General features: G+C 67.6%; 17 protein-coding genes, 1 tRNA gene and 1 riboswitch. Of the genes, 9 read left to right on the forward strand and 9 right to left on the reverse strand.

The window, feature by feature from the left end; translation table 11 throughout:
• The first annotated feature begins 12 nt into the window (after nt 1-12).
• A tRNA-Thr gene (locus tag AB0H00_RS07645) sits at nt 13-88 on the forward strand.
• A gap of 351 nt (nt 89-439) precedes the next feature.
• On the opposite strand, the gene AB0H00_RS07650 is transcribed toward AB0H00_RS07645, so the two are convergent.
• Both AB0H00_RS07650 and AB0H00_RS07655 read right to left on the reverse strand, forming a co-directional pair.
• Entirely contained in the window at nt 440-937 is a 498-nt protein-coding gene (locus AB0H00_RS07650; protein ID WP_357262525.1) for a GNAT family N-acetyltransferase, read from the reverse strand.
• A gap of 198 nt (nt 938-1,135) precedes the next feature.
• Nucleotides 1,136-1,282: a hypothetical protein gene (locus AB0H00_RS07655; protein ID WP_357262528.1), complete on the reverse strand. Its 147-nt coding sequence runs from the start codon at nt 1,280-1,282 to the stop codon at nt 1,136-1,138.
• A gap of 338 nt (nt 1,283-1,620) precedes the next feature.
• On the opposite strand from AB0H00_RS07655, the gene AB0H00_RS07660 reads away from it, so the two are divergent.
• Together AB0H00_RS07660 and AB0H00_RS07665 are read left to right on the forward strand one after the other, a co-directional pair.
• Entirely contained in the window at nt 1,621-1,929 is a 309-nt protein-coding gene (locus tag AB0H00_RS07660) for a metalloregulator ArsR/SmtB family transcription factor (RefSeq protein ID WP_357263411.1), read from the forward strand.
• On the forward strand, nt 1,926-2,462 hold the full coding sequence (locus AB0H00_RS07665) for an SRPBCC domain-containing protein (protein WP_357262531.1): 537 nt from the start codon (nt 1,926-1,928) through the stop codon (nt 2,460-2,462). The genes AB0H00_RS07660 and AB0H00_RS07665 overlap by 4 nt, the downstream gene beginning before the upstream one ends.
• 316 nt (nt 2,463-2,778) lie before the next feature.
• Here the strand turns inward: AB0H00_RS07665 and AB0H00_RS07670 are convergent, their stop codons facing one another.
• The gene (locus AB0H00_RS07670; protein ID WP_357262535.1) at nt 2,779-3,831 is read right to left on the reverse strand and encodes an alpha/beta hydrolase; all 1,053 of its coding nucleotides are present in this window, start codon (nt 3,829-3,831) and stop codon (nt 2,779-2,781) included.
• Between the two features lie 419 nt (nt 3,832-4,250).
• On the opposite strand from AB0H00_RS07670, the gene AB0H00_RS07675 reads away from it, so the two are divergent.
• Complete coding sequence (locus AB0H00_RS07675) at nt 4,251-4,709, forward strand: DUF2752 domain-containing protein (protein WP_357262537.1); 459 nt, start codon at nt 4,251-4,253, stop codon at nt 4,707-4,709.
• A 186-nt stretch (nt 4,710-4,895) separates the two neighbouring features.
• Nucleotides 4,896-5,084 (forward strand): hypothetical protein, encoded by a 189-nt coding sequence (locus AB0H00_RS07680; protein WP_327111822.1) that lies wholly within the window; start codon nt 4,896-4,898, stop codon nt 5,082-5,084.
• Here AB0H00_RS07680 and AB0H00_RS07685 read toward each other — a convergent pair whose 3' ends face one another.
• Nucleotides 5,085-6,431, reverse strand: a complete 1,347-nt coding sequence (locus AB0H00_RS07685) for a M1 family metallopeptidase (protein WP_357262540.1) — start codon at nt 6,429-6,431, stop codon at nt 5,085-5,087. It lies immediately after the preceding gene.
• Nucleotides 6,431-10,345 (reverse strand): Pls/PosA family non-ribosomal peptide synthetase, encoded by a 3,915-nt coding sequence (locus AB0H00_RS07690; RefSeq protein ID WP_357262542.1) that lies wholly within the window; start codon nt 10,343-10,345, stop codon nt 6,431-6,433. The genes AB0H00_RS07685 and AB0H00_RS07690 overlap by 1 nt, the downstream gene beginning before the upstream one ends.
• 365 nt (nt 10,346-10,710) lie before the next feature.
• A riboswitch (SAM riboswitch) is annotated at nt 10,711-10,824 on the forward strand.
• Nucleotides 10,825-10,871: 47 nt separating this feature from the next.
• Between AB0H00_RS07690 and AB0H00_RS07695 the strand changes: the two genes are divergently transcribed.
• Both AB0H00_RS07695 and AB0H00_RS07700 read left to right on the forward strand, forming a co-directional pair.
• Entirely contained in the window at nt 10,872-12,191 is a 1,320-nt protein-coding gene (locus AB0H00_RS07695; protein ID WP_357262545.1) for an aminotransferase class V-fold PLP-dependent enzyme, read from the forward strand.
• A gap of 68 nt (nt 12,192-12,259) precedes the next feature.
• Nucleotides 12,260-12,859: a Uma2 family endonuclease gene (locus AB0H00_RS07700; protein WP_357262548.1), complete on the forward strand. Its 600-nt coding sequence runs from the start codon at nt 12,260-12,262 to the stop codon at nt 12,857-12,859.
• Between the two features lie 38 nt (nt 12,860-12,897).
• Here AB0H00_RS07700 and AB0H00_RS07705 read toward each other — a convergent pair whose 3' ends face one another.
• The 3 genes from AB0H00_RS07705 to AB0H00_RS07715 all read right to left on the reverse strand — a co-directional run bounded on the left by AB0H00_RS07705 (nt 12,898) and on the right by AB0H00_RS07715 (nt 14,377).
• Complete coding sequence (locus AB0H00_RS07705; RefSeq protein WP_357262551.1) at nt 12,898-13,449, reverse strand: flavin reductase family protein; 552 nt, start codon at nt 13,447-13,449, stop codon at nt 12,898-12,900.
• 77 nt (nt 13,450-13,526) lie between these two features.
• On the reverse strand, nt 13,527-14,003 hold the full coding sequence (locus AB0H00_RS07710; RefSeq protein ID WP_357262554.1) for a YbaK/EbsC family protein: 477 nt from the start codon (nt 14,001-14,003) through the stop codon (nt 13,527-13,529).
• A 53-nt stretch (nt 14,004-14,056) separates the two neighbouring features.
• Nucleotides 14,057-14,377, reverse strand: coding sequence for a 2-oxo-4-hydroxy-4-carboxy-5-ureidoimidazoline decarboxylase (locus tag AB0H00_RS07715; protein ID WP_357262557.1), 321 nt, complete (start codon nt 14,375-14,377; stop codon nt 14,057-14,059).
• Between the two features lie 182 nt (nt 14,378-14,559).
• On the opposite strand from AB0H00_RS07715, the gene AB0H00_RS07720 reads away from it, so the two are divergent.
• Nucleotides 14,560-15,381, forward strand: coding sequence for a crotonase/enoyl-CoA hydratase family protein (locus tag AB0H00_RS07720; RefSeq protein WP_357262560.1), 822 nt, complete (start codon nt 14,560-14,562; stop codon nt 15,379-15,381).
• A gap of 59 nt (nt 15,382-15,440) precedes the next feature.
• Here the strand turns inward: AB0H00_RS07720 and AB0H00_RS07725 are convergent, their stop codons facing one another.
• Complete coding sequence (locus AB0H00_RS07725; RefSeq protein ID WP_357262563.1) at nt 15,441-15,932, reverse strand: inorganic diphosphatase; 492 nt, start codon at nt 15,930-15,932, stop codon at nt 15,441-15,443.
• 259 nt (nt 15,933-16,191) lie between these two features.
• Here AB0H00_RS07725 and AB0H00_RS07730 point away from each other — a divergent pair, with 259 nt between their 5' ends.
• Nucleotides 16,192-17,598: a D-alanyl-D-alanine carboxypeptidase gene (locus AB0H00_RS07730; RefSeq protein WP_357263414.1), complete on the forward strand. Its 1,407-nt coding sequence runs from the start codon at nt 16,192-16,194 to the stop codon at nt 17,596-17,598.

The following is a 17,598-nucleotide window of genomic DNA, read 5'->3' on the forward strand; positions in this document are numbered from 1 at the left end:
GCCGAGAGGCACGCCGCCTTAGCTCAGTCGGTAGAGCGCTTCACTCGTAATGAAAAGGTCGGGGGTTCGATTCCCCCAGGCGGCTCCATCAAATCTCACCAAGCAGGTAAGGCATATTTCCAAAGGGTGCCTGACCCATTCGAGGGTGCAGTTCGGCCGGTTTCCGGGAGGGGCGGCGAGTTCGCAGCGCCTGGCCGGAACCGTCCGAGCGCTCGAGCTTGTTCGGCGAGCGGGGTCGAACTCACGGTCAGCACCCCGACGGTCGCGGTCGCGGAGGTCGATTTCTCGGGTGATGAGCGCGAATGCGACGATCTCGAATAAACGGAACACCTGGCCGTCGGTGGCAACCAGGCTATGTCACCCACGTGCGCACCCACACGGTCCAGCCCATTTTCGTCAGTTGCACGGAGCGCAGGGGCTGATCGAGCGATCTCAGAGCTCAGTCCAGGTCGAGTTCGTAGTACAGCGACAGCGGACCTTGCCCACGGCCCTCGTGGCAATCGAAGCCGTGTTTTTCGTAGACGCGGCGCGCGGCATGATCGGCCTCGGTGGTGGTCAGATCGATATAGGTCGCACCGCGTTGTCGGGCGTGGTCCAGGATCATCGAGAGGAACGCCGAGCCGATTCCGCGCCCACGGAGCTGGGGAACCACGTAGAACTCGGCAAGATACGCTTCTGCGGCCGTCGACCAAGTACTCGTCCGGAATCTGAGTACCGCCACCCCGACGGCGGGTTCACCGACGAGCAGCACACTCGTATCTCCGCCGGCGATCAGGGCGGACAGGTGCCCTGCCAGCCAGGTCGGCTCAGGCGCCGGGTCGTCATATTCCCGATTGAAGTCCACCAGCAACTGGGCGGCGGCGACCAAGTCGCCGGCCTCGGCCAGTTTCACCGGAGGTGTCGTGTCGCTCGGGTCGGTTGCGCGGGTGGCGTTCATTCGTTTCCTTCTATGACTCGGCACCGTTGGCGCCGTCATGTATGCCATTAGAGCCCGTAGATTCATGACCCCATGACTCCGTACCCCGGCGGGCTCCGACCGGGTGGGCGAGGCAGGACTCACGAGTCTCGCGACCAGACGGGAGTCCAGCGATGCGGCACCGGCACCGGTCCATATCCGGACGGGATCTGAACTCGGTCAGCAGTGCCCCCTGATCTGCGGGGAGAGTGCGGATTCCGGTCGGCGGTCGAGCGCGACGATGGCAGTCCGCAGTTGATCGAGGTCGTCCCTGGCTCGTAGCTTGGCTGCCGGATCCACGTCGGCCGTAATCTCCGGTTTGCGCATCCGTTCCTCTACTGCCGGTACCACGCGACTGGGCGAGCATGGCGCGATCGGCCGCCATCTACGGTACGAGGAGGTCTCTGATCATCGGGATCGCGGCTCAGTATCGCATCGGCCCGTGACAAAGGCGTCCACCGGCCAGACGCCGATGGCCTGCGCCCGAGTGCTGGGGGGCGGCTGGGCCGACAATCATTCGTCATCGCGGGCGACGGCGCGGATCGCGGGGCAATCACGGTACCGACAGTCGTGTCGGCGTGCCGATCTACAGATCGCTTTCAACTCAGCTACAGTATGCCTTGACAGTTATATAACTGGAAGGGAATGATAGACGCGTGACCACGTTGACCGCTTTCCATGTCTTGGCGGAGCCGAACCGGCGGGCAATTCTGGATGTGCTGCGGGATGGGGAGCGGCCGGTGGGGGCGCTGGTGGAGCGGCTGCGGATGAGTCAGCCCGCAGTGTCCAAGCATCTGCGGGTGCTGAAGGAGGCCGGGCTGGTGGAGGTTCGGTCCGACGCCCAGCGCCGGTTCTATCGGATCCGGCCCGAGCCACTGGTCGAGCTCGATGACTGGCTGGAGCCATATCGCCGACTGTGGGCCACGCATCTCGATCGACTGGAAGAACATCTCGACCGACGGAGGAAGCAATGACCGACGCAATACTTCTCACCGATGGCGCGCGACCAGCCGTGCGACTCGAACGTGACCTTCCCGACCCGCCGTTGGTGGTGTGGCAGGCGATTACCGATCGCGCCGAGCTCCGGGCGTGGTTTCCCTGCGACGTGATCGTGGAAGATGGGGCATGGCGCGTCGGCGCATCGATCACCTTCCGTTTCTCGCCTGAGGACGCCGAGATTGCGCTCACCGGCGAAGTGCTCGCGGTCGATGAGCCGAAGTATCTGGCATACACCTGGGGAGACGAGCGGCTGCGGTTCGAGTTGTCACCGCAGAATGGTGGAACCCGACTTGTGCTGATCAACGAGCTGGCACCGGATGCTGCAGCCCGCAATGCCGCCGGCTGGGATACCTGCTTGGACCAGCTCGCCGGTCTCGCGCCTGCACCGGAGGCATGGCGTCCGCGCTTCGAGGTATATTCGGCCGAATTCGAACCCGTCATCGGCCCGCAGCAGGGCCCGCCTCTGGAAGACCGGGGTGACGAGACGTCGGTATCCGAGAGTGCGTGATATTCCGCTGCGGGACGAGCGGGGGAAAGTCGCGGGATCGACTGGCAGAATCTCCGCTTTACTGCCCACTGTGGTGCGACTCGCTACGCAGTACGCATGCCCGAACCGGGGCTCAGGACGCCCATGGTCCGATGCCACCGATATTTTCGATTCGGATGCGGGTGAGCAGGCCGGGCGGGGCGTCGGCGGGTGGGAAATCGGCGTTCGTGCCGGCCAGCGTCTTGGCCATCAGGAGTTCGGGTGCGCCGCCTTCGACGATGCGAGCGGTCCCGGTGACCGACAGGTCCGTTGACCGGCCAACGCAACGTTCCCGAGGTCAGCCCGCTGCGGCGGAGCGTACGTGGGCGCGTTGGGCGATGCTCGCCAATTCCTTGTTGAAGCGGTCGGCGGCCTCGATGTTGCCCAGGTGGCCGGTGGGCCACACGTGGTACGCGGCCAGATGGCCGGTGTCGGTGAGGATGTCGGCGATGCGGCGCGACATCCGCTCGGGCAGCAGACGGTCGTGCGCGCCCGCGATCACGGTGGTGGGGACGGTGAGGTGCGCGGCGGCGCCGGTGAGATCCATATCGGCGAGCGCGGCGGCATGCCTGCCGCGGGTGAGCGGGCGACAGGACCGCACGATGCCGAGCGCGAAGACCACCTCGTCCACGGTCGCGTTCCTGGACATCACGCGCGCCTTGAGCAGTGCGGCAACGGGCCAGCCGCCGGGCAACGGCACCGGGGCGGTGAGAAGGGTCTCGGCGACGATGCTCGGAATGCGTACGCTGGCGCCGAGTACCGTGACCGGTCGGTTTGCCAGGGTCAGCGGCTTGTTCAGCAGCGGGAGCAGGTCGGTGTCGTAGCGGATATTACCTGGGGAGGTGTTCAGCAGAACGACCGCGGCGGCCCGCTGGCGCACCTGCTCGGGATAGCGACCGGCCCACGCCTGCAGGGTGATTCCGCCCATGCTGTGGCCCACGAGCACCGCCCGCTGCCCGGGGCGGAGCGTGGCGTCCAGGACGGACGACAAGTCGTCGGCCAGCGTCTCTTTGCAGGGCAGGACGGGGCCGGGTTCGCTCTCGCCGTGGCCGCGCTGGTCGTAGCAGATCACGCGATAGCGATCGGCGAAGGCGTTGATCTGCGGATTCCAGTACTCGATGCTGCAGCTCCAGCCGTGGATCAGGACGATGACGTCGCCGTCCGCGGGACCATAGGCGTGCACTCGCAGGCGGGCGCCGTCCTTCGTGGTGACCGGGATGACCGCACGCGCAGCGGTAGGGGGATTCAGTGCCGCGGTCCGATAGGTGCGAGATCGCAGTCCCGCCCGGTAAGCGGCGGTCAGCGCGCCATTGCGCGCGTCCGCCAGCGTCCTCATCGACTTCACCAGCATCGAGCACTCCTTTGTGTCCACCGCCACAGTACAACGCAAGCAAGGTGCTTGCTACTGCAAGCACGCCGTGGCGGAATTCCTGGCTTGTGTCATGGAGTACCCCGAATTCCGTCCGGCCAAAGCTTTCACCGGAAAGAAAACATCGGCAGCGAGCCAGTTCACCCGAGCGGGCGGACAAGAGCTACCACTATGCCGATTTGGCCTGCTGGGCAGACAGTCCGGATGGGCCCCGGGATTCGCAGGGCCCGACCCGTCCGGCAACGTGCTGCGGTTTCACGCAGCCGAGATAGCGGGCGCTTGGCGGCTGAAGCGAAACCGCCGCGCGCGAAAGGCTTTCCGACACCCGCGTGGAGCGCCGAGGTAGCGAACCATTCCTGCGCTATGGCGGCACGGACCGGACCGCGGTTACGGTTGGTCCTGTGGATATCGCGCACACTGCTCCCGAGCTCGCGACGGACTCGACAACGCAGCCGAGGTCCGGTTGGCGCGGGGTGGCGGTTCCGCTGCTGGTGGCGAGCGTCGGCGTGGGTGCAGGCGTACTGCTGCACCTGCGGGATCCGCACGTCGAAGGCTCGTACGGCACCTGCCCGGTCTATGCGCTGACCGGTTGGTACTGCCCGGGCTGTGGCGGCATGCGCGCCGTGCACAACCTCACCGATGGGCAGGTGTTGGATGCGCTGCACAGCAACCTGTTGGCGATTCCGCTGATCCTCGCGTTCGTGCTGTGGGTGGGGGACTGGACCGTCCGGGCCTGGCGCGGTCAGCGGATGCGGTTGCCCTCGATCAGCCGCGCCACGATGTGGACGTTCTTCGCGCTGCTGGCGGTCTACACAGTGCTGCGCAATACACCGTGGGGAACTTTGTTCACACCGGTCTAGGGGTGGGCGCGAATCCGCTACTTTTCCAGCTCTTTTCGCTGGCGTTGCTGCTCGGATCGCGGCCGCCGTGATCCCCGATGGCCGGCAGGCGTTCCGCCGGTTCGAGCGCGAAGACTCTGACGACCGCTGGCCGAATTCGTCCAGGCCAGGGCGATTCCCCTGGCGCGGACCGGGCAAGCTGCAATTATGAGTGATTCACTGAAGGACCGGGTGCGAGCGAAGTTGCTGCGCCAGCTCGAAGAGGACGGCCCCCCGGACATGGAGCACGACGACCCGCGGCAGATCTCCGTCGAAACCGATCTCGACGCGCTGGCGAACGTCGCCGATGACGACCCGCTTGTCGAAGAGCTTGCCGGGCGCTACCTGGTGTTCTGATCAGGCCGTCGACATACCGCCGTACGGCGGAAGCTGAGGCAGTGGTTCGGCGAACAGCCAGGTGTCCCAGAGCGGGCGCAGCGGCACCAGGCTGTAGTGCCCGGCCAGGTCGGTGAACTCCTCCGTGGTCACCGAGGAGTGGCGGTAGCGGATCGTCCATTCCCGCAGCAGTTCGAAGAACGTCGCGCCGCCGAGTTCCAGGCGCAGCGCGTGCAGGGTCAGTGCGCCACGCTTGTACACCCGGTCGTCGAACATCCGCTGCGGTGTTGGGTCGCCGACCACGATGTCCTGCGGCTCACGTGACAGGTTGTGTCGCGCGGCGCGGGCCATCTGGTCTGCGGTCGGCCCGCCTGCTTCCTCCGACCAGATCCACTCCGCATAACAGGCGAAGCCTTCGTGCAGCCAGATGTCGCGCCACTGCCGGATGGTGAGGCTGTTGCCGAACCACTGGTGCGCCAGCTCATGCGCGACCAGCCGCTCGGCGCCGCGGCGGCCGTCGCAGTGGTTGGCGCCGAAGATGGAGATGCCCTGCGCCTCGATCGGGATTTCCAGCTCGTCGTCGGTGACCACCACCGTGTACCCCTCGAACGGATAGGGGCCGAACTTGTCGTTGAAGACTTCCAGCATCCGCGGCTGACGGGCGAAGTCGTGCTCGAAGTTGGCGCGCAGCCGAGGCGGGACTACGGCCTGCATCGGCACCAGGCCGTGCGAGGAGCCGACGCGATGCTTGCGATAGGGGCCGATCTGGATGGTCGCAAGGTAGCTCGACATCGGCTCGGATTGCTCGTACACCCAGGTGGTCTGGCTGGCCTTGGTCTGCTTGCGCAGCAGTGTGCCGTTGGCCAGCGCGAAGTACGGCGAGTCCGTGGTGATCGAAATCCGGTAGGTCGCTTTGGAACTCGGGTGGTCGTCACAGGGAAACCAGGAGGCGGCGCCGTTGGGCTGGCTCGCCACGAGCGCGCCCTCGGCAAGTTCCTCCCAGCCGACCTCCCCCCACGGTCCGCGCACCGGTTTCGGGGTGCCGCCGTACTGCACCACCAGCGACAGCACGCCGCCCGCCGGAATCCGCTCCGGCGGCGTGATCACCAATTTGCTGTGCTGGTGGGTGAATTTGACGGCCTTGGTCCCGTTGACGAGCACCTTCGAGACGGTGAGCGCCTGGGAAAGGTCGAGCGCGAACCGCGGGCGCACGGCGGTGGTTACCGCGATGATCGCGGCCCGGCCGGTCAGCCGGTTGCTGGGCACCTTGTAGGCCAGCTCGAGTTCGTACCGCGATACGCGATAGCCCCGATTGCCGTTCTGCGGTAGGTACTCGTCGACGGGGGCCTCGTAGAACTTGCCCGGCATCAGCGCGCTCCGGGGTCGCCCGTGAACCAGGGCGCGATCGGGTTGCCCCACCAGCGCGTCGAGGCCGGCACCGTGTCGCCGCGCATGACCAGGGAGGCCGGACCGATGGTCGCGCCGTCGCCGAGGGCGGACGCGGGCAGCGCGACGCAGTGTGGACCGAGCGTGGCACCCGCGCCGAGAGCGACGGTGTCCATGGCCATGATTCGATCATGGAACAGGTGGGTCTGCACCACGCAGCCTCGTTCCACGGTCGCGCCGTCGCCGAGAGTCACCAGGTCCGCCTCCGGTAGCCAGTAGGACTCGCACCATACCCCGCGGCCGATCGTCGCGCCGAGGCCGCGAAGCCAGAGGTTCAGCACCGGTGTCCCGGTCGCGGCGCGCGCGAACCACGGCGCGGCAACGGTTTCCACGAAGGCGTCGGAGACCTCGTTGCGCCACACGAACGAACTCCACAGGGGATGCTCCTCGGCGCGGATCCGCCCAACCAGCAACCATTTGGCGACCACCGCGCTGATCCCCGCGACCGCGCCCGCGCCCAGCAGCACGAGGCCGCTGAGCAGCCCGGCGGCCAGGTGGCCGAAGGTCTGTGCGAGCCACGCGAGAGTGAACAGCACGCCGAGGCCGATGGCGAAGGTCACCAGGACCGGGATCAAGCGGCAGGTTTCGACGATGCCGCGAGCGACGCGCAATCGCGCAGGCGGGTCGAAGGTGCGCGCGGTGTCGGTGCTCTCCGCCGCGCGCCGCAGCCGGACCGGTGGGCTGCCCAACCAGGATGAGCCGGCCTTGGCCTTGGACGGCGCTGCCGACAGCACCGCGACCAGGCCGTTCTTCGGGACTCGGCGGCCAGGCGCCGTCATACCGGAGTTGCCGAGGAACGCGCGCTTGCCAACCTTGGCCTCGCCGATGCGCAGCCAACCGCCACCGAGTTCGTAGCCGGCGATCATGGTGTCGTCGGCGAGGAACGCACCGTCGGCGACGGTGGTGAACTTCGGCAGCAGCAGCACCGTTGACACCTCGACGCTCTTGCCGATCTTCGCACCGAGCAGGCGCAGCCACAGCGGCGTGAGCAGGCTCGCGTACAGGGGAAACAGGAAGGTTCGCGCGGAATCCAACAGTCGCTCGGTGGCCCAGGCCTGCCAACCGACCCGGCTGCGCACCGGGTGGTAGCCCTCGGTCAGGCCGATACTGAGCAGGCGGACGGCGATGATGGTCGCCGTCGCGTACACGCCGAGGCTGAGCAGGGTCGCGACCGGCAGGATCGCGAAGGCGCGGCCTACACCGCCCCCCAACGTGCGGGTGTCGCGGATGAACCAGGCGATGAACGCGCCGCCGGCGCTGAGGCCGAGGATCGGTACAGCGGCCAGCACGACCGACGTGACGCCGAAGATGCCGACCCAATGTCGGGCCCGGCCCGGCGTGTGTTGTGGCCAGCGGTGCTGTGCCTTGCCGATTTTCACGGCAGGCGAGCCCGCCCACTCCTGCTCGGCCTTCACCTTGCCCGACACCGCGGAGCCGGGCGCGATCTCGGCGTTCTTACCGATTTTGCTGCCGGGCAACAGGATCGAACGAGAACCGACGACCGCGCCTGGGCCGATGGTGATCGGGCCGAGATGTACCGCGTCGCCGTCGATCCAGTACCCGGACAGGTCGACCTCCGGTTCCACGCTGCACCCGTCGCCGAGTTCGAGCATGCCGGTGACCGGAGGAAGCGTGTGCAGGTCGACGCCCTTGCCGATCTTCGCGCCGAGCGCACGCGCGAACGGCACCATCCACGGCGCGCCGGAGAGGTTCTCGGCGCCGCTGGCCTCCGACAGCCGGACCGCCGCCCACAGGCGCAGGTGCACCGAGCCGCCCCGCGGATAGCGGCCTGGCCGGACGCCGCGCAGCAGCAGTCTGGCGCCGGCCACACAGATCATCATGCGGCCGGGCGGGGAGATGAACAGCAGAAAAGCGGCCAGCGTCCACCACCAAGACAGATGTGGCAACCACGGCAGCGAGCCGGACCACCCCGCGATATTGCCGACGATCGCGAGCCAGGTGAGCCACTGCAGGCCGGTCAGGGTGGTCAGCGGGATGGTGGCGAGTACCTGCGCCGCTTGGGCAGGCAGCGGTGTCGGGCGCACCACCCGGTCCGCGACGGCGACCGCGGGAGCGGTCTGTTCGAGCAGTTCCACCAGCGCGCCGAGGCGGGGATGGTCGTAGAGGTCGGCGACAGCGATCCGCGGATACCGCTCGCGCAGGGCGGTGACCAGCTGCGCCGCCGCGAGTGAGCCGCCACCCAGGTCGAAGAAGTCGGCATCGAGGTCGCCGATCTGCGCGCCGAGGGTCGCACTCCACAGTTCGGCAGCCCATTGCGCGGTGCCGGTCAGGTCGTTGTCGTCATCGTCGTCGGCGGAGTTGGGCAGCGGCCAGGGTAGTGCGTCGCGGTCGACCTTGCCGGACGTGCGAGTGGGCAGCTCGTCGACCACCGCGAGTCTGGGGACCAACGGGGAGGGAAGTTGTTCGGTGAGAAGGGCCCTCGCGGCTTTGGCGTCGAAGTCCTGCGTCGGACCGGTCAGATAGCCGACCAGGAGCTTGTTGCCTGCCTCGGTGGTTCGGATCGCGGCGGCGGCACCCGTGACACCGGGAAGACGCTGGAGCGCGTTGTCGATCTCGCCGAGCTCGATGCGGCGGCCGCCGAGCTTGATCTGATCGTCTGCGCGGCCGAGGAAGACCAACCCGGTGCTGTCGTTGCGGACCAGGTCGCCGCTGCGGTAGGCGCGGTCCCAGCCGACCGAGGGCAGAGGGGCGTACTTCTCGGCGTCTTTGGCCGGATCGAGATAGCGCGCGAGGCCGACCCCGCCGATGACCAGTTCGCCGGATTCGCCCTCAGCCACGGGGTTTCCCGCCTGGTCCACCACGACGAGGTCCCAGCCGTTGAGCGGAAGCCCGATCCGGATCGGCCATTGACCGTTCAGCAGCGCGGCGCAGGCGACGACTGTCGCCTCGGTGGGGCCGTAGGTATTCCACACTTCGCGATTCGAATCACCGTTTCCGGCAAGACGTTCGGCAAGTTCCGGCGGCACGGCCTCGCCACCGAAGATCAGCAGGCGTACCGCCTCCAATGCCTCGACCGGCCAGGTCGCCGCCAGGGTCGGCACAGTCGAGACGATGCTGATCTCGCGCCGCACCAGCCAGGGACCGAGATCGGCGCCGGTGCGCACCAGATCGCGCGGGGCGGGGACAAGGCAGGCGCCGTTGTGCCAGGCAAGCCACATCTCCTCACAGGACGCGTCGAAGGCGACCGAGAGGCCGGCGAGAACCCGATCACCGGGACCGATCGGGGCGTCGCGCAGGAACAGGTCGGCTTCGGCGTCGACGAAGGCGGCGGCATTGCGGTGGGTGACGGCAACACCTTTCGGCGTTCCGGTGGAGCCGGAGGTGAAGATGATCCAGGCGTCGTCGTCGGGGGTAGGCAGCGTGGACCAGTTGTCGTCGCGCGCGTCCCGCTCGGCCGCTCGGATGCCTGCGGCGGTGGTCTCGATCCCTTCGGCGGTCACGATTGCGGTGACCTGGGCTTCGCCGAAGACCAGCTGGGCGCGCTCGTCGGGGTCGTCGGCGTCGACCGGCACGTAGGCGGCGCCGGAGTACAGGACGGCGAGGATGGTGATGTAGAGCCCGCGCGTGCCCGACGGCAGACGTACGCCGACCCGGTCGCCGGGTCGCACGCCCGCCGTGGCGAGCCGGGCCATGGTCTTCTCGATCTCGACCACCAGCTCCAGGTAGGAGAGCACCACCTGGCCGTCGTCGATGGCGGAGGCGTCCGGGTGGGTGAGTGCGGTGGCCGTCAGGATGTCGACGAGCGTACGGACCTGGGGGGCATGGCCGGCTCGCAGCAGTGGGCTTGCTGTCGCGTCAACCTGGGGCTGGAGCATGGTGCTCTGCGCACCTCCCATCGAACTGGCCTCGCACTTCCGACAGTTGTGTCATAGTTGGGTTACCAAAGGGCAAACGCCACGCTGGCCAATCGTCCACGGTACCCGGGTTGTAGTCGATTCGTTGTTCACCGAACCGGTCCGCGGGAGCGGGCGATGCTGTGCCCGCTGGTGCAAGTCAGCGTCTGGTCACGATGTGTGGGGTTCGCCAGATGATCGCTGACGGTCGGTCGATGATCTCACCCCGACGCCGACCAGATCCCCGTCCACTTGTGGTCGTGGTTGCCCCGCGAGCGGCGTCGGTTTCGCACGTTCCGGGGGAACCAGGTTGACAGTTCCAGCTCGTGTCTGCCAGTCTCGGGTCAGGTCATGAGTGCCAGCGTGAAGCCCCGGCTTGTTGGTCGGCAACCCTCCTCCGCGGTGGGGTGCTCCGGGTGACGACCGGGCCGCCGCCCGACCGGGCGCGGCAAGCGCGGACTCGACGAATCATTCGATCGCGGGTCCCTGAACCGACGGGATTTACGTGATGACCACTGCTGTCGACAACACCTGCGCCGCTCTCGCCCGGGTCTCCGGCGACGACCTCCGAGTGCCGCTCGTGCAGGGTGGGACGACCACCTACGCCAACTTCGACTACGCGGCGAGCGCGCCCGCATTGGCGCAGGTCATCGACCGGGTACAGCAGCTGCTGCCGTTCTATGCGAGCGTGCACCGCGGCGCGGGTTACGCGTCCCGGATCTCCACCGAGTGCTACGAGGCCGCGCGCGGCTCGGTCACCCGGTTCCTCGACGCCGCCGACGACCAGGTCGTCGTGTTCACCCGCAACACGACCGACTCGCTGAACCTGCTGGCCTCTTGCGTGCCCGGCGAGACGGTGGTGCTCGACATCGAGCACCACGCCAACTTCCTACCGTGGGCCAGGAACGGCCGGCGCGTCGTAGCGGCCGCCGACACCGTCGAGGAGACCATCGGCACGCTGGTCGCCGAGCTGTGCAGCAGACCGGCCGCGTTGCTCGCAGTGACCGGCGCGTCGAACGTGACCGGTGAGGTGCTTCCGCTGGAACGGCTGGCCACCATCGCACACCAGTGCGGTGCCCGGATTCTGGTGGACGCCGCGCAACTGGCGCCGCACCGGCGAATCAGTTTGCGCGAGACGGGCATCGACTACCTGGCCTTCTCCGGGCACAAGCTGTACGCACCGTTCGGCGCGGGCGTGCTTGTGGGCCACCGCGACTGGCTGGACGCGGCGCAGCCGTATCTGGCGGGCGGCGGGGCGGTGCGCGAGGTGAGCACCACCGCGGCCGAGTGGGCCCCAGCTCCGCAGCGGCACGAGGCCGGGTCGCCGAATGTGCTCGGCGCCGCCGCGCTGGCCGCCGCCTGTGACGCGCTCTGTGCGATCGACGCCGAGACTCTTGCCGCCCACGAACACCGGCTCGCCGACCGCCTCCGCGACGGTTTGGCCGCCATTCCCGGTGTTCGTTTGCTCCGCATCTGGACCGACAGCCCCGACACCGTCGGCATCGTCGCCTTCACGCTGGACGGTTTCGTCCCCGGCCACGTCGCCGCCTATCTCTCCGCAGAACACGGCATCGGTGTCCGCGACGGCCGTTTCTGCGCTCACCCGCTGCTCACCCGCCTCGGTCTGGATGGCGCACTCCGGGCCAGCATCGGCCTCGGCACCACCTCCGCCGACGTGGAACGCCTCGTCGAGGCGGTCGCCACCCTCGTCCGCACCGGCCCCGCCTGGGATTACGCCGCCACCAACGGTCTGTGGAACCCCACCCCCGAAACCCGCCCCTTCACCTCAGCCGCCCCCGCCGGCGCTGCCCCCTGCCTCATCGTCTGAAGGCCGCGGTTCGCGGATCCGAACGGCGCCGCCGGATACTATCGGGTTCCCGACCTCGAGGTGGACCTATGAGTACGCTGCCTGCCTGGGCCACCGACCCCGGTGCTCTTGTCATCACGGAGGAGGGCTACACGGCGCTTCCGGAGGATGTCCAGCGGCAGATCGAGGTCGTCGACGGCCACGTGTTCTTCTGCCGCAGTGGGACATTCCAGCACAACAACGTAGCCCGGCGGCTGGCTAACTCCTTGGAACAGGCTGGCCCGGACCAGCCGTGCACCGGTGTTGTGACGGATTTCGAGATGCACTACGGGCGGAGCCTCCCGGCGAGCCCCGGTTTCTCGTTTCGCCGTCCGGATGTGGCGTTGCACCGGTGCATCGATGACGACCGGAAGTTGACGACAGCGGACGTGCTGCTGGTGGCCGAGGTCGTCTCGCCAGGATCCGAGTACACCGACACCGTGAACAAGTGCGCGGAGTACGCGAACGAGGGAATCCCGATCTACCTGATCGTGCACTTGGCCGCGGATCGGAAGGTGAAGATTATTCAGGAGTACCGCCTGGATTGGGCCAGTCGCAGTTACCGGCTGGCCGAAACACATCAGGATGTGCTCCGTCTGACCGACCCGTTCCCGCTCGACGTCGACTTCGCCGCGCTGGACGGCGGCTGAGCCGCCGCGACCGCGGGTCGCGAGCCGCAACTGCCCGTTCAGTCGCCCAGCGATGACGGCCGGTAATAGCGCCCGTTGTAGTAGAGGAGCGGGGCGGCGGCGGGTTTCTCGTCCGTGTTGTCGTGAACCCGGGTGACCAGGCCCACAACGAACGTGTGATCGCCGATCGGAATGCGTTGCTGCACGGCGGTACGCAGCCAGATCGGGGTGCCGTGCAGGACCGGTTCGCCGGTGTCGAGGGTGGTCCACAGGGAGCGATCGGTGAAGCGTTCCTCGGCGGTCCTGGAGAAGCGGTGGGCCAGGTGCTGCTGGTGTTCGCCGAGGAAGTGGATGACCACGGATTCGGCTTCCAGCAGTGCGGACAAGCTGGAGGAGGTGTGCGCGATATTGAAGGAGACCAGCGGGGGTTCCAGCGACAGCGAAGCGAACGAGGTCGCGGTAAAGCCGACCGGCCCCTTCTGCGCGGACAGTGTGACCACGGTGACGCCCGCTGGATAGTGGCGCAGGGAGGCGCGGTATTGCTCGGCCGTGATGCCGCTTAGATCATCGGGGATCTGGAACTCTGTGTCAGGCCGTGGCGCTTCGGTCACATGACGAAACTACGCCCGATTCGCGGCGGGTGGCCGACCGCATGGTGGTCCGGTGGGGCGGTGCCATCGCTCGCGATTCAATCAACGTCAATCGGAAGGCCCGCGGTGATTCGCACCAATTCGGGGAACGACGTGCGGAAAATAGTGTTCGGGTGTCCGCCGGCGGCCCAGACCTCACGATGCCGGGACAGTGCGCTGTCCACCCAGGTGGGCAGGTTGGTCGGGTGGCCGACCGGCGCGACACCGCCGATCGGCTGTCCGGTGACCTCACGCACAAGATCGGCGGGCGCGCGAGTCAGCGTTCCCTCCAGTCGCGCGCCGGTGTTCGCCAGATCGACCTGGTGCGCGCCTGAGACCAGCAGTAGCACCGGATCGTCGTCGAGCAGGAACACGAGCGATTTTGTGATGGCACCCACCTCGACGCCGAGCGCCTGTGCGGCATCCGCGGCGGTATGCGTCGGCGCCGGCTGGCTGACGATGAGGCCGTGATGTCCACGGGCGATGAGGGTGTCCGCGACCCGGCACGCGACCGGCGGCAATGACGACCTGCGCATGCCACCAGGGTAGAGCGACGGCGGACAGTACGCCGGGTGAGTTGGAATGCCGATCAGTATTCCGGGTAGCCCTCGATCGGACCGAGCATTTCCGCGATCCGCTCGCGGGTGATCCGCGCGAGTTCGGACAGGCTGCGCTCCGAGAGCTGTTGATGCACAACCGCTTCCAAGGCACGATCGATATCCTGCTGGGATAGCGCAAGCAGTTCGACATTCGCCTTGGTCATCAGCGCGTCCCGGTCCGCATAGGGGCGTGCTTCGGTCAGCTTCGCCGCCCATGTGACATTACTGCAGCACTCGTACAGCGCGTGGACCGCGCGGCGGCGTGACATTTCGTTGAACCGGTCGAGGCCGATTCCCTGATGCATCAGCATGGGCGCCTCCGAACCCGATGACCGCGATTCGCCGACTGGACCATGATCCATCTTCCAGCGAATCGGGACCCAGGGCGTCGCTGCGAATTTGCACAGGATTTACACGCTCCGAGGCTGGTCCGCACAACGGACGTTCCGCAAGCCGGGAGAAGGGCCATCGGGCACCTCGATACGCTGTACGAATGACAGATTGGCAGGCTTTCACCGTCGAAACGAAGGACCACGTCGCACAGGTGACGCTCACCGGTCCCGGCAAGGGCAACACGATGGGCCCGGATTTCTGGCGTGAGTTGCCGGAAATCTTCCAGGCGCTGGACGCCGACCCCGAGGTCCGTGCCATTGTGCTGACCGGTTCGGGTAAGCACTTCTCCTATGGGCTCGACCTTTCCGCGATGAGTGGCACGTTCGGACCGCTGATGGCCGACCGGGTCCTGGCCGCGCCGCGCACCGACTTCCTGCACGAGGTGCGCAAGATGCAGTCGTCGGTCACCGCGGTGGCAGACTGCCGCAAGCCGGTGATCGCCGCGGTGTCCGGCTGGTGCATCGGTGGGGGGCTGGACCTCATCGCGGCCGCCGACATCCGCTACGCAAGTGCGGACGCCAAGTTCAGCCTGCGGGAAGCCAAGGTCGCGATCGTCGCCGACATCGGGTCGCTGCACCGACTGCCCGGCATCATCGGCGAGGGGCACCTGCGCGAACTCGCCTACACCGCCAAGGACATCGATGCCGCGCGCGCGGAGAAGATCGGCTTGGTCAACGACGTTTTCCCGGATCAGGAAGCGGTGCTGGACGCGGCGCACGCCACGGCGCGCGAGATCGCCGCGAACCCGCCACTGGTGGTGCAGGGCGCCAAGGACGTGCTGGATCAGCGGCACAAAGACGAAGTCGCCGCTGGACTGCGCTACGTCTCGGCCTGGAACGCCGCATTCTTGCCCTCCGAGGACCTCGCCGAGGCGGTCAAGGCTGTGTTCGAGAAGCGCGCGCCCGAATTCAAGGGCCAGTAAAGCCGTCTCCGAAGCGGGGAGTCCGGACGTGCCGGGCTCCCCGCTCATCGGTCGAACGGTCAGTGTCCGCCGCTGTCTTTCAGCCGTGCGATCGACGCCTCGACCTCGGCCTCGGCCTCGGCACGGCCGACCCACTCCGAGCCCTTGACGAACTTGCCCGGCTCGAGGTCTTTGTAGCGCTCGAAGAAGTGCTTGATCGCGGCCAGCTCGAACTCCGGCACGTCCTTCAGGTCCTGGATATGGTCCCAGCGGGGGTCGCCCGCGGGTACGCACAGGACCTTGTCGTCACCGCCCGCCTCGTCGGTCATCTTGTACATCGCGACCGGACGGGCCTCGACGATCACTCCGGGGAACACCGAGTCGGGCAGCAGGACCAGCGCGTCCAGCGGGTCACCGTCCTCGCCCAGGGTGTTCTCGATGTAGCCGTAGTCGGCGGGGTAGACCATGGACGTGTACAGGAACCGGTCGAGCCGGACCCGTCCGGTCTCGTGATCGACCTCGTACTTGTTCCGGGAACCCTTGGGGATCTCGATCGTGACGTCGAACTCCACGCCATCTCCTTCAATGCGTCTGGGCCGAGTCCGACGACTCGGCTTCTCTTCGGCGGCTGTCGACCCGGCGACCCGGCCGCTGTGGAGTGTGCCGACTCGCCAGGTTGTTCGGGGGAACAGTTGCGCAACGAGGATAGTGTGAGCGGCGGGGATATGGGTGCGGCAGGCGGCTGCCGCGGACTTCAGTCAGGAGAGCGTCGGCGACGTGTCTGGTCGGAACAATAACGTCGGTGGGCTGGCCGCCCGGCGGCGTCGGAACATGTGGATCGGGGTCACGACCCTGCTGGCGGTACTGCTCGGCGGCGGCATAGGAGCGCTGCTCGCGCTGAAGCCATGGACCGAGGAGTTCCGTCACGGCGGGCTGACCATCGCGGCGCCACCCGCGCCGGTCAAGTCGTTTCCGCGGGTCAGTCCAGCTCTCTCGAACGCGCCCGCGCCGAGCCCCGCTGGAATCGCGGCCGCGCTGACGCCGGTGATCGGCAATCCGGACCTCGGCGCGTTCGCGGGCCAGGTGACCGATGCCGACAGCGCGACCGTGGTGTGGAGCGGTGAGGCGAACAAGCCGATGATTCCGTCGTCCACTGCCAAGATCCTCACCACCGCGGCTGCGCTGCTCACCTTGTCCGCCGAGCACCGGGTCACCACCCGGGTGGTTGCCGGTTCGTCGCCGAACGAGCTGGTGCTGGTCGGCGGCGGCGATCCGACTCTCACTGCGGAGCCGGACGGCAAGGGCTACTACCCGAACGGCCCCCGACTGTCCGATTTGGTGGCGCAGATCAGGTCCTCGGGCCGCTCGGTGGACACGATCCTCGTCGACACCTCTGCCTACGCGGGCCCGACCATGGCGCGGGGATGGGACCCACTCGACATCGGCGGGGGGTCCATCGCCCCGATGGAGTCGGTGATGATCGACGGCGGTCGCTTGCAACCGCTCGTGGAGTACTCGCCGCGCACCGCGACGCCCGCGCTGGACGCCGCGCGGCGTCTGGCCATCGAGCTCGGGCTCGATCCGGCACGGGTCCGGGTGGGGACCGCGCCCGCGGGTGCGGTCGAGATCGCAAGTGTGCGATCGGCTCCGTTGCGCGACCGGCTGCGCGACACGATGGTCCACTCCGACAACGTGCTCGCCGAGGCGATCGGACGGGAGATCGCGACGGCGACCGGCCGGGAGGCTTCCTTCGGAGGTGCGGTGGCGGCGGTGAACGCAGCGCTGAGCGAGGCCGGTTTCGATCTGACCGGCCTGGGCATGCACGACAACAGCGGGCTGTCGGTCGACGACCGGATTCCCGCGCGGTTGCTCGACCGGATCATCGCGACCGCGGCCAAGCAGAACGGCGCCACGGCGGTACAGCCGACCGGTACCAAGGCAAAGCCCGAGAACGACCGTCTGGCGGCCACGTTGGCCCCGCTGCTCGACGATCTGCCGGTCGCGGGTGCCACTGGGTCGCTGACCAGCCGCTATGTCGCCCGGGATCGCAATGGTGCAGGCTGGGTGCGCGCCAAGACCGGAACTCTGTCGGTGTCCAGCGCGTTGGTCGGGTATGTGCTGGACGCCGATGGGCGGGTGCTCACCTTCGCTCTGATGTCGAACGATCGACCGCCAGAGGTGAGCAGGCCCGCGTTGGACGCGATCGCAGGCACACTGCGTAACTGTGGATGCTCATGA

Origin of the sequence: Nocardia sp. NPDC023852 (assembly GCF_040639505.1) — a bacterium.
In the GTDB taxonomy this organism is placed as follows: domain Bacteria; phylum Actinomycetota; class Actinomycetes; order Mycobacteriales; family Mycobacteriaceae; genus Nocardia.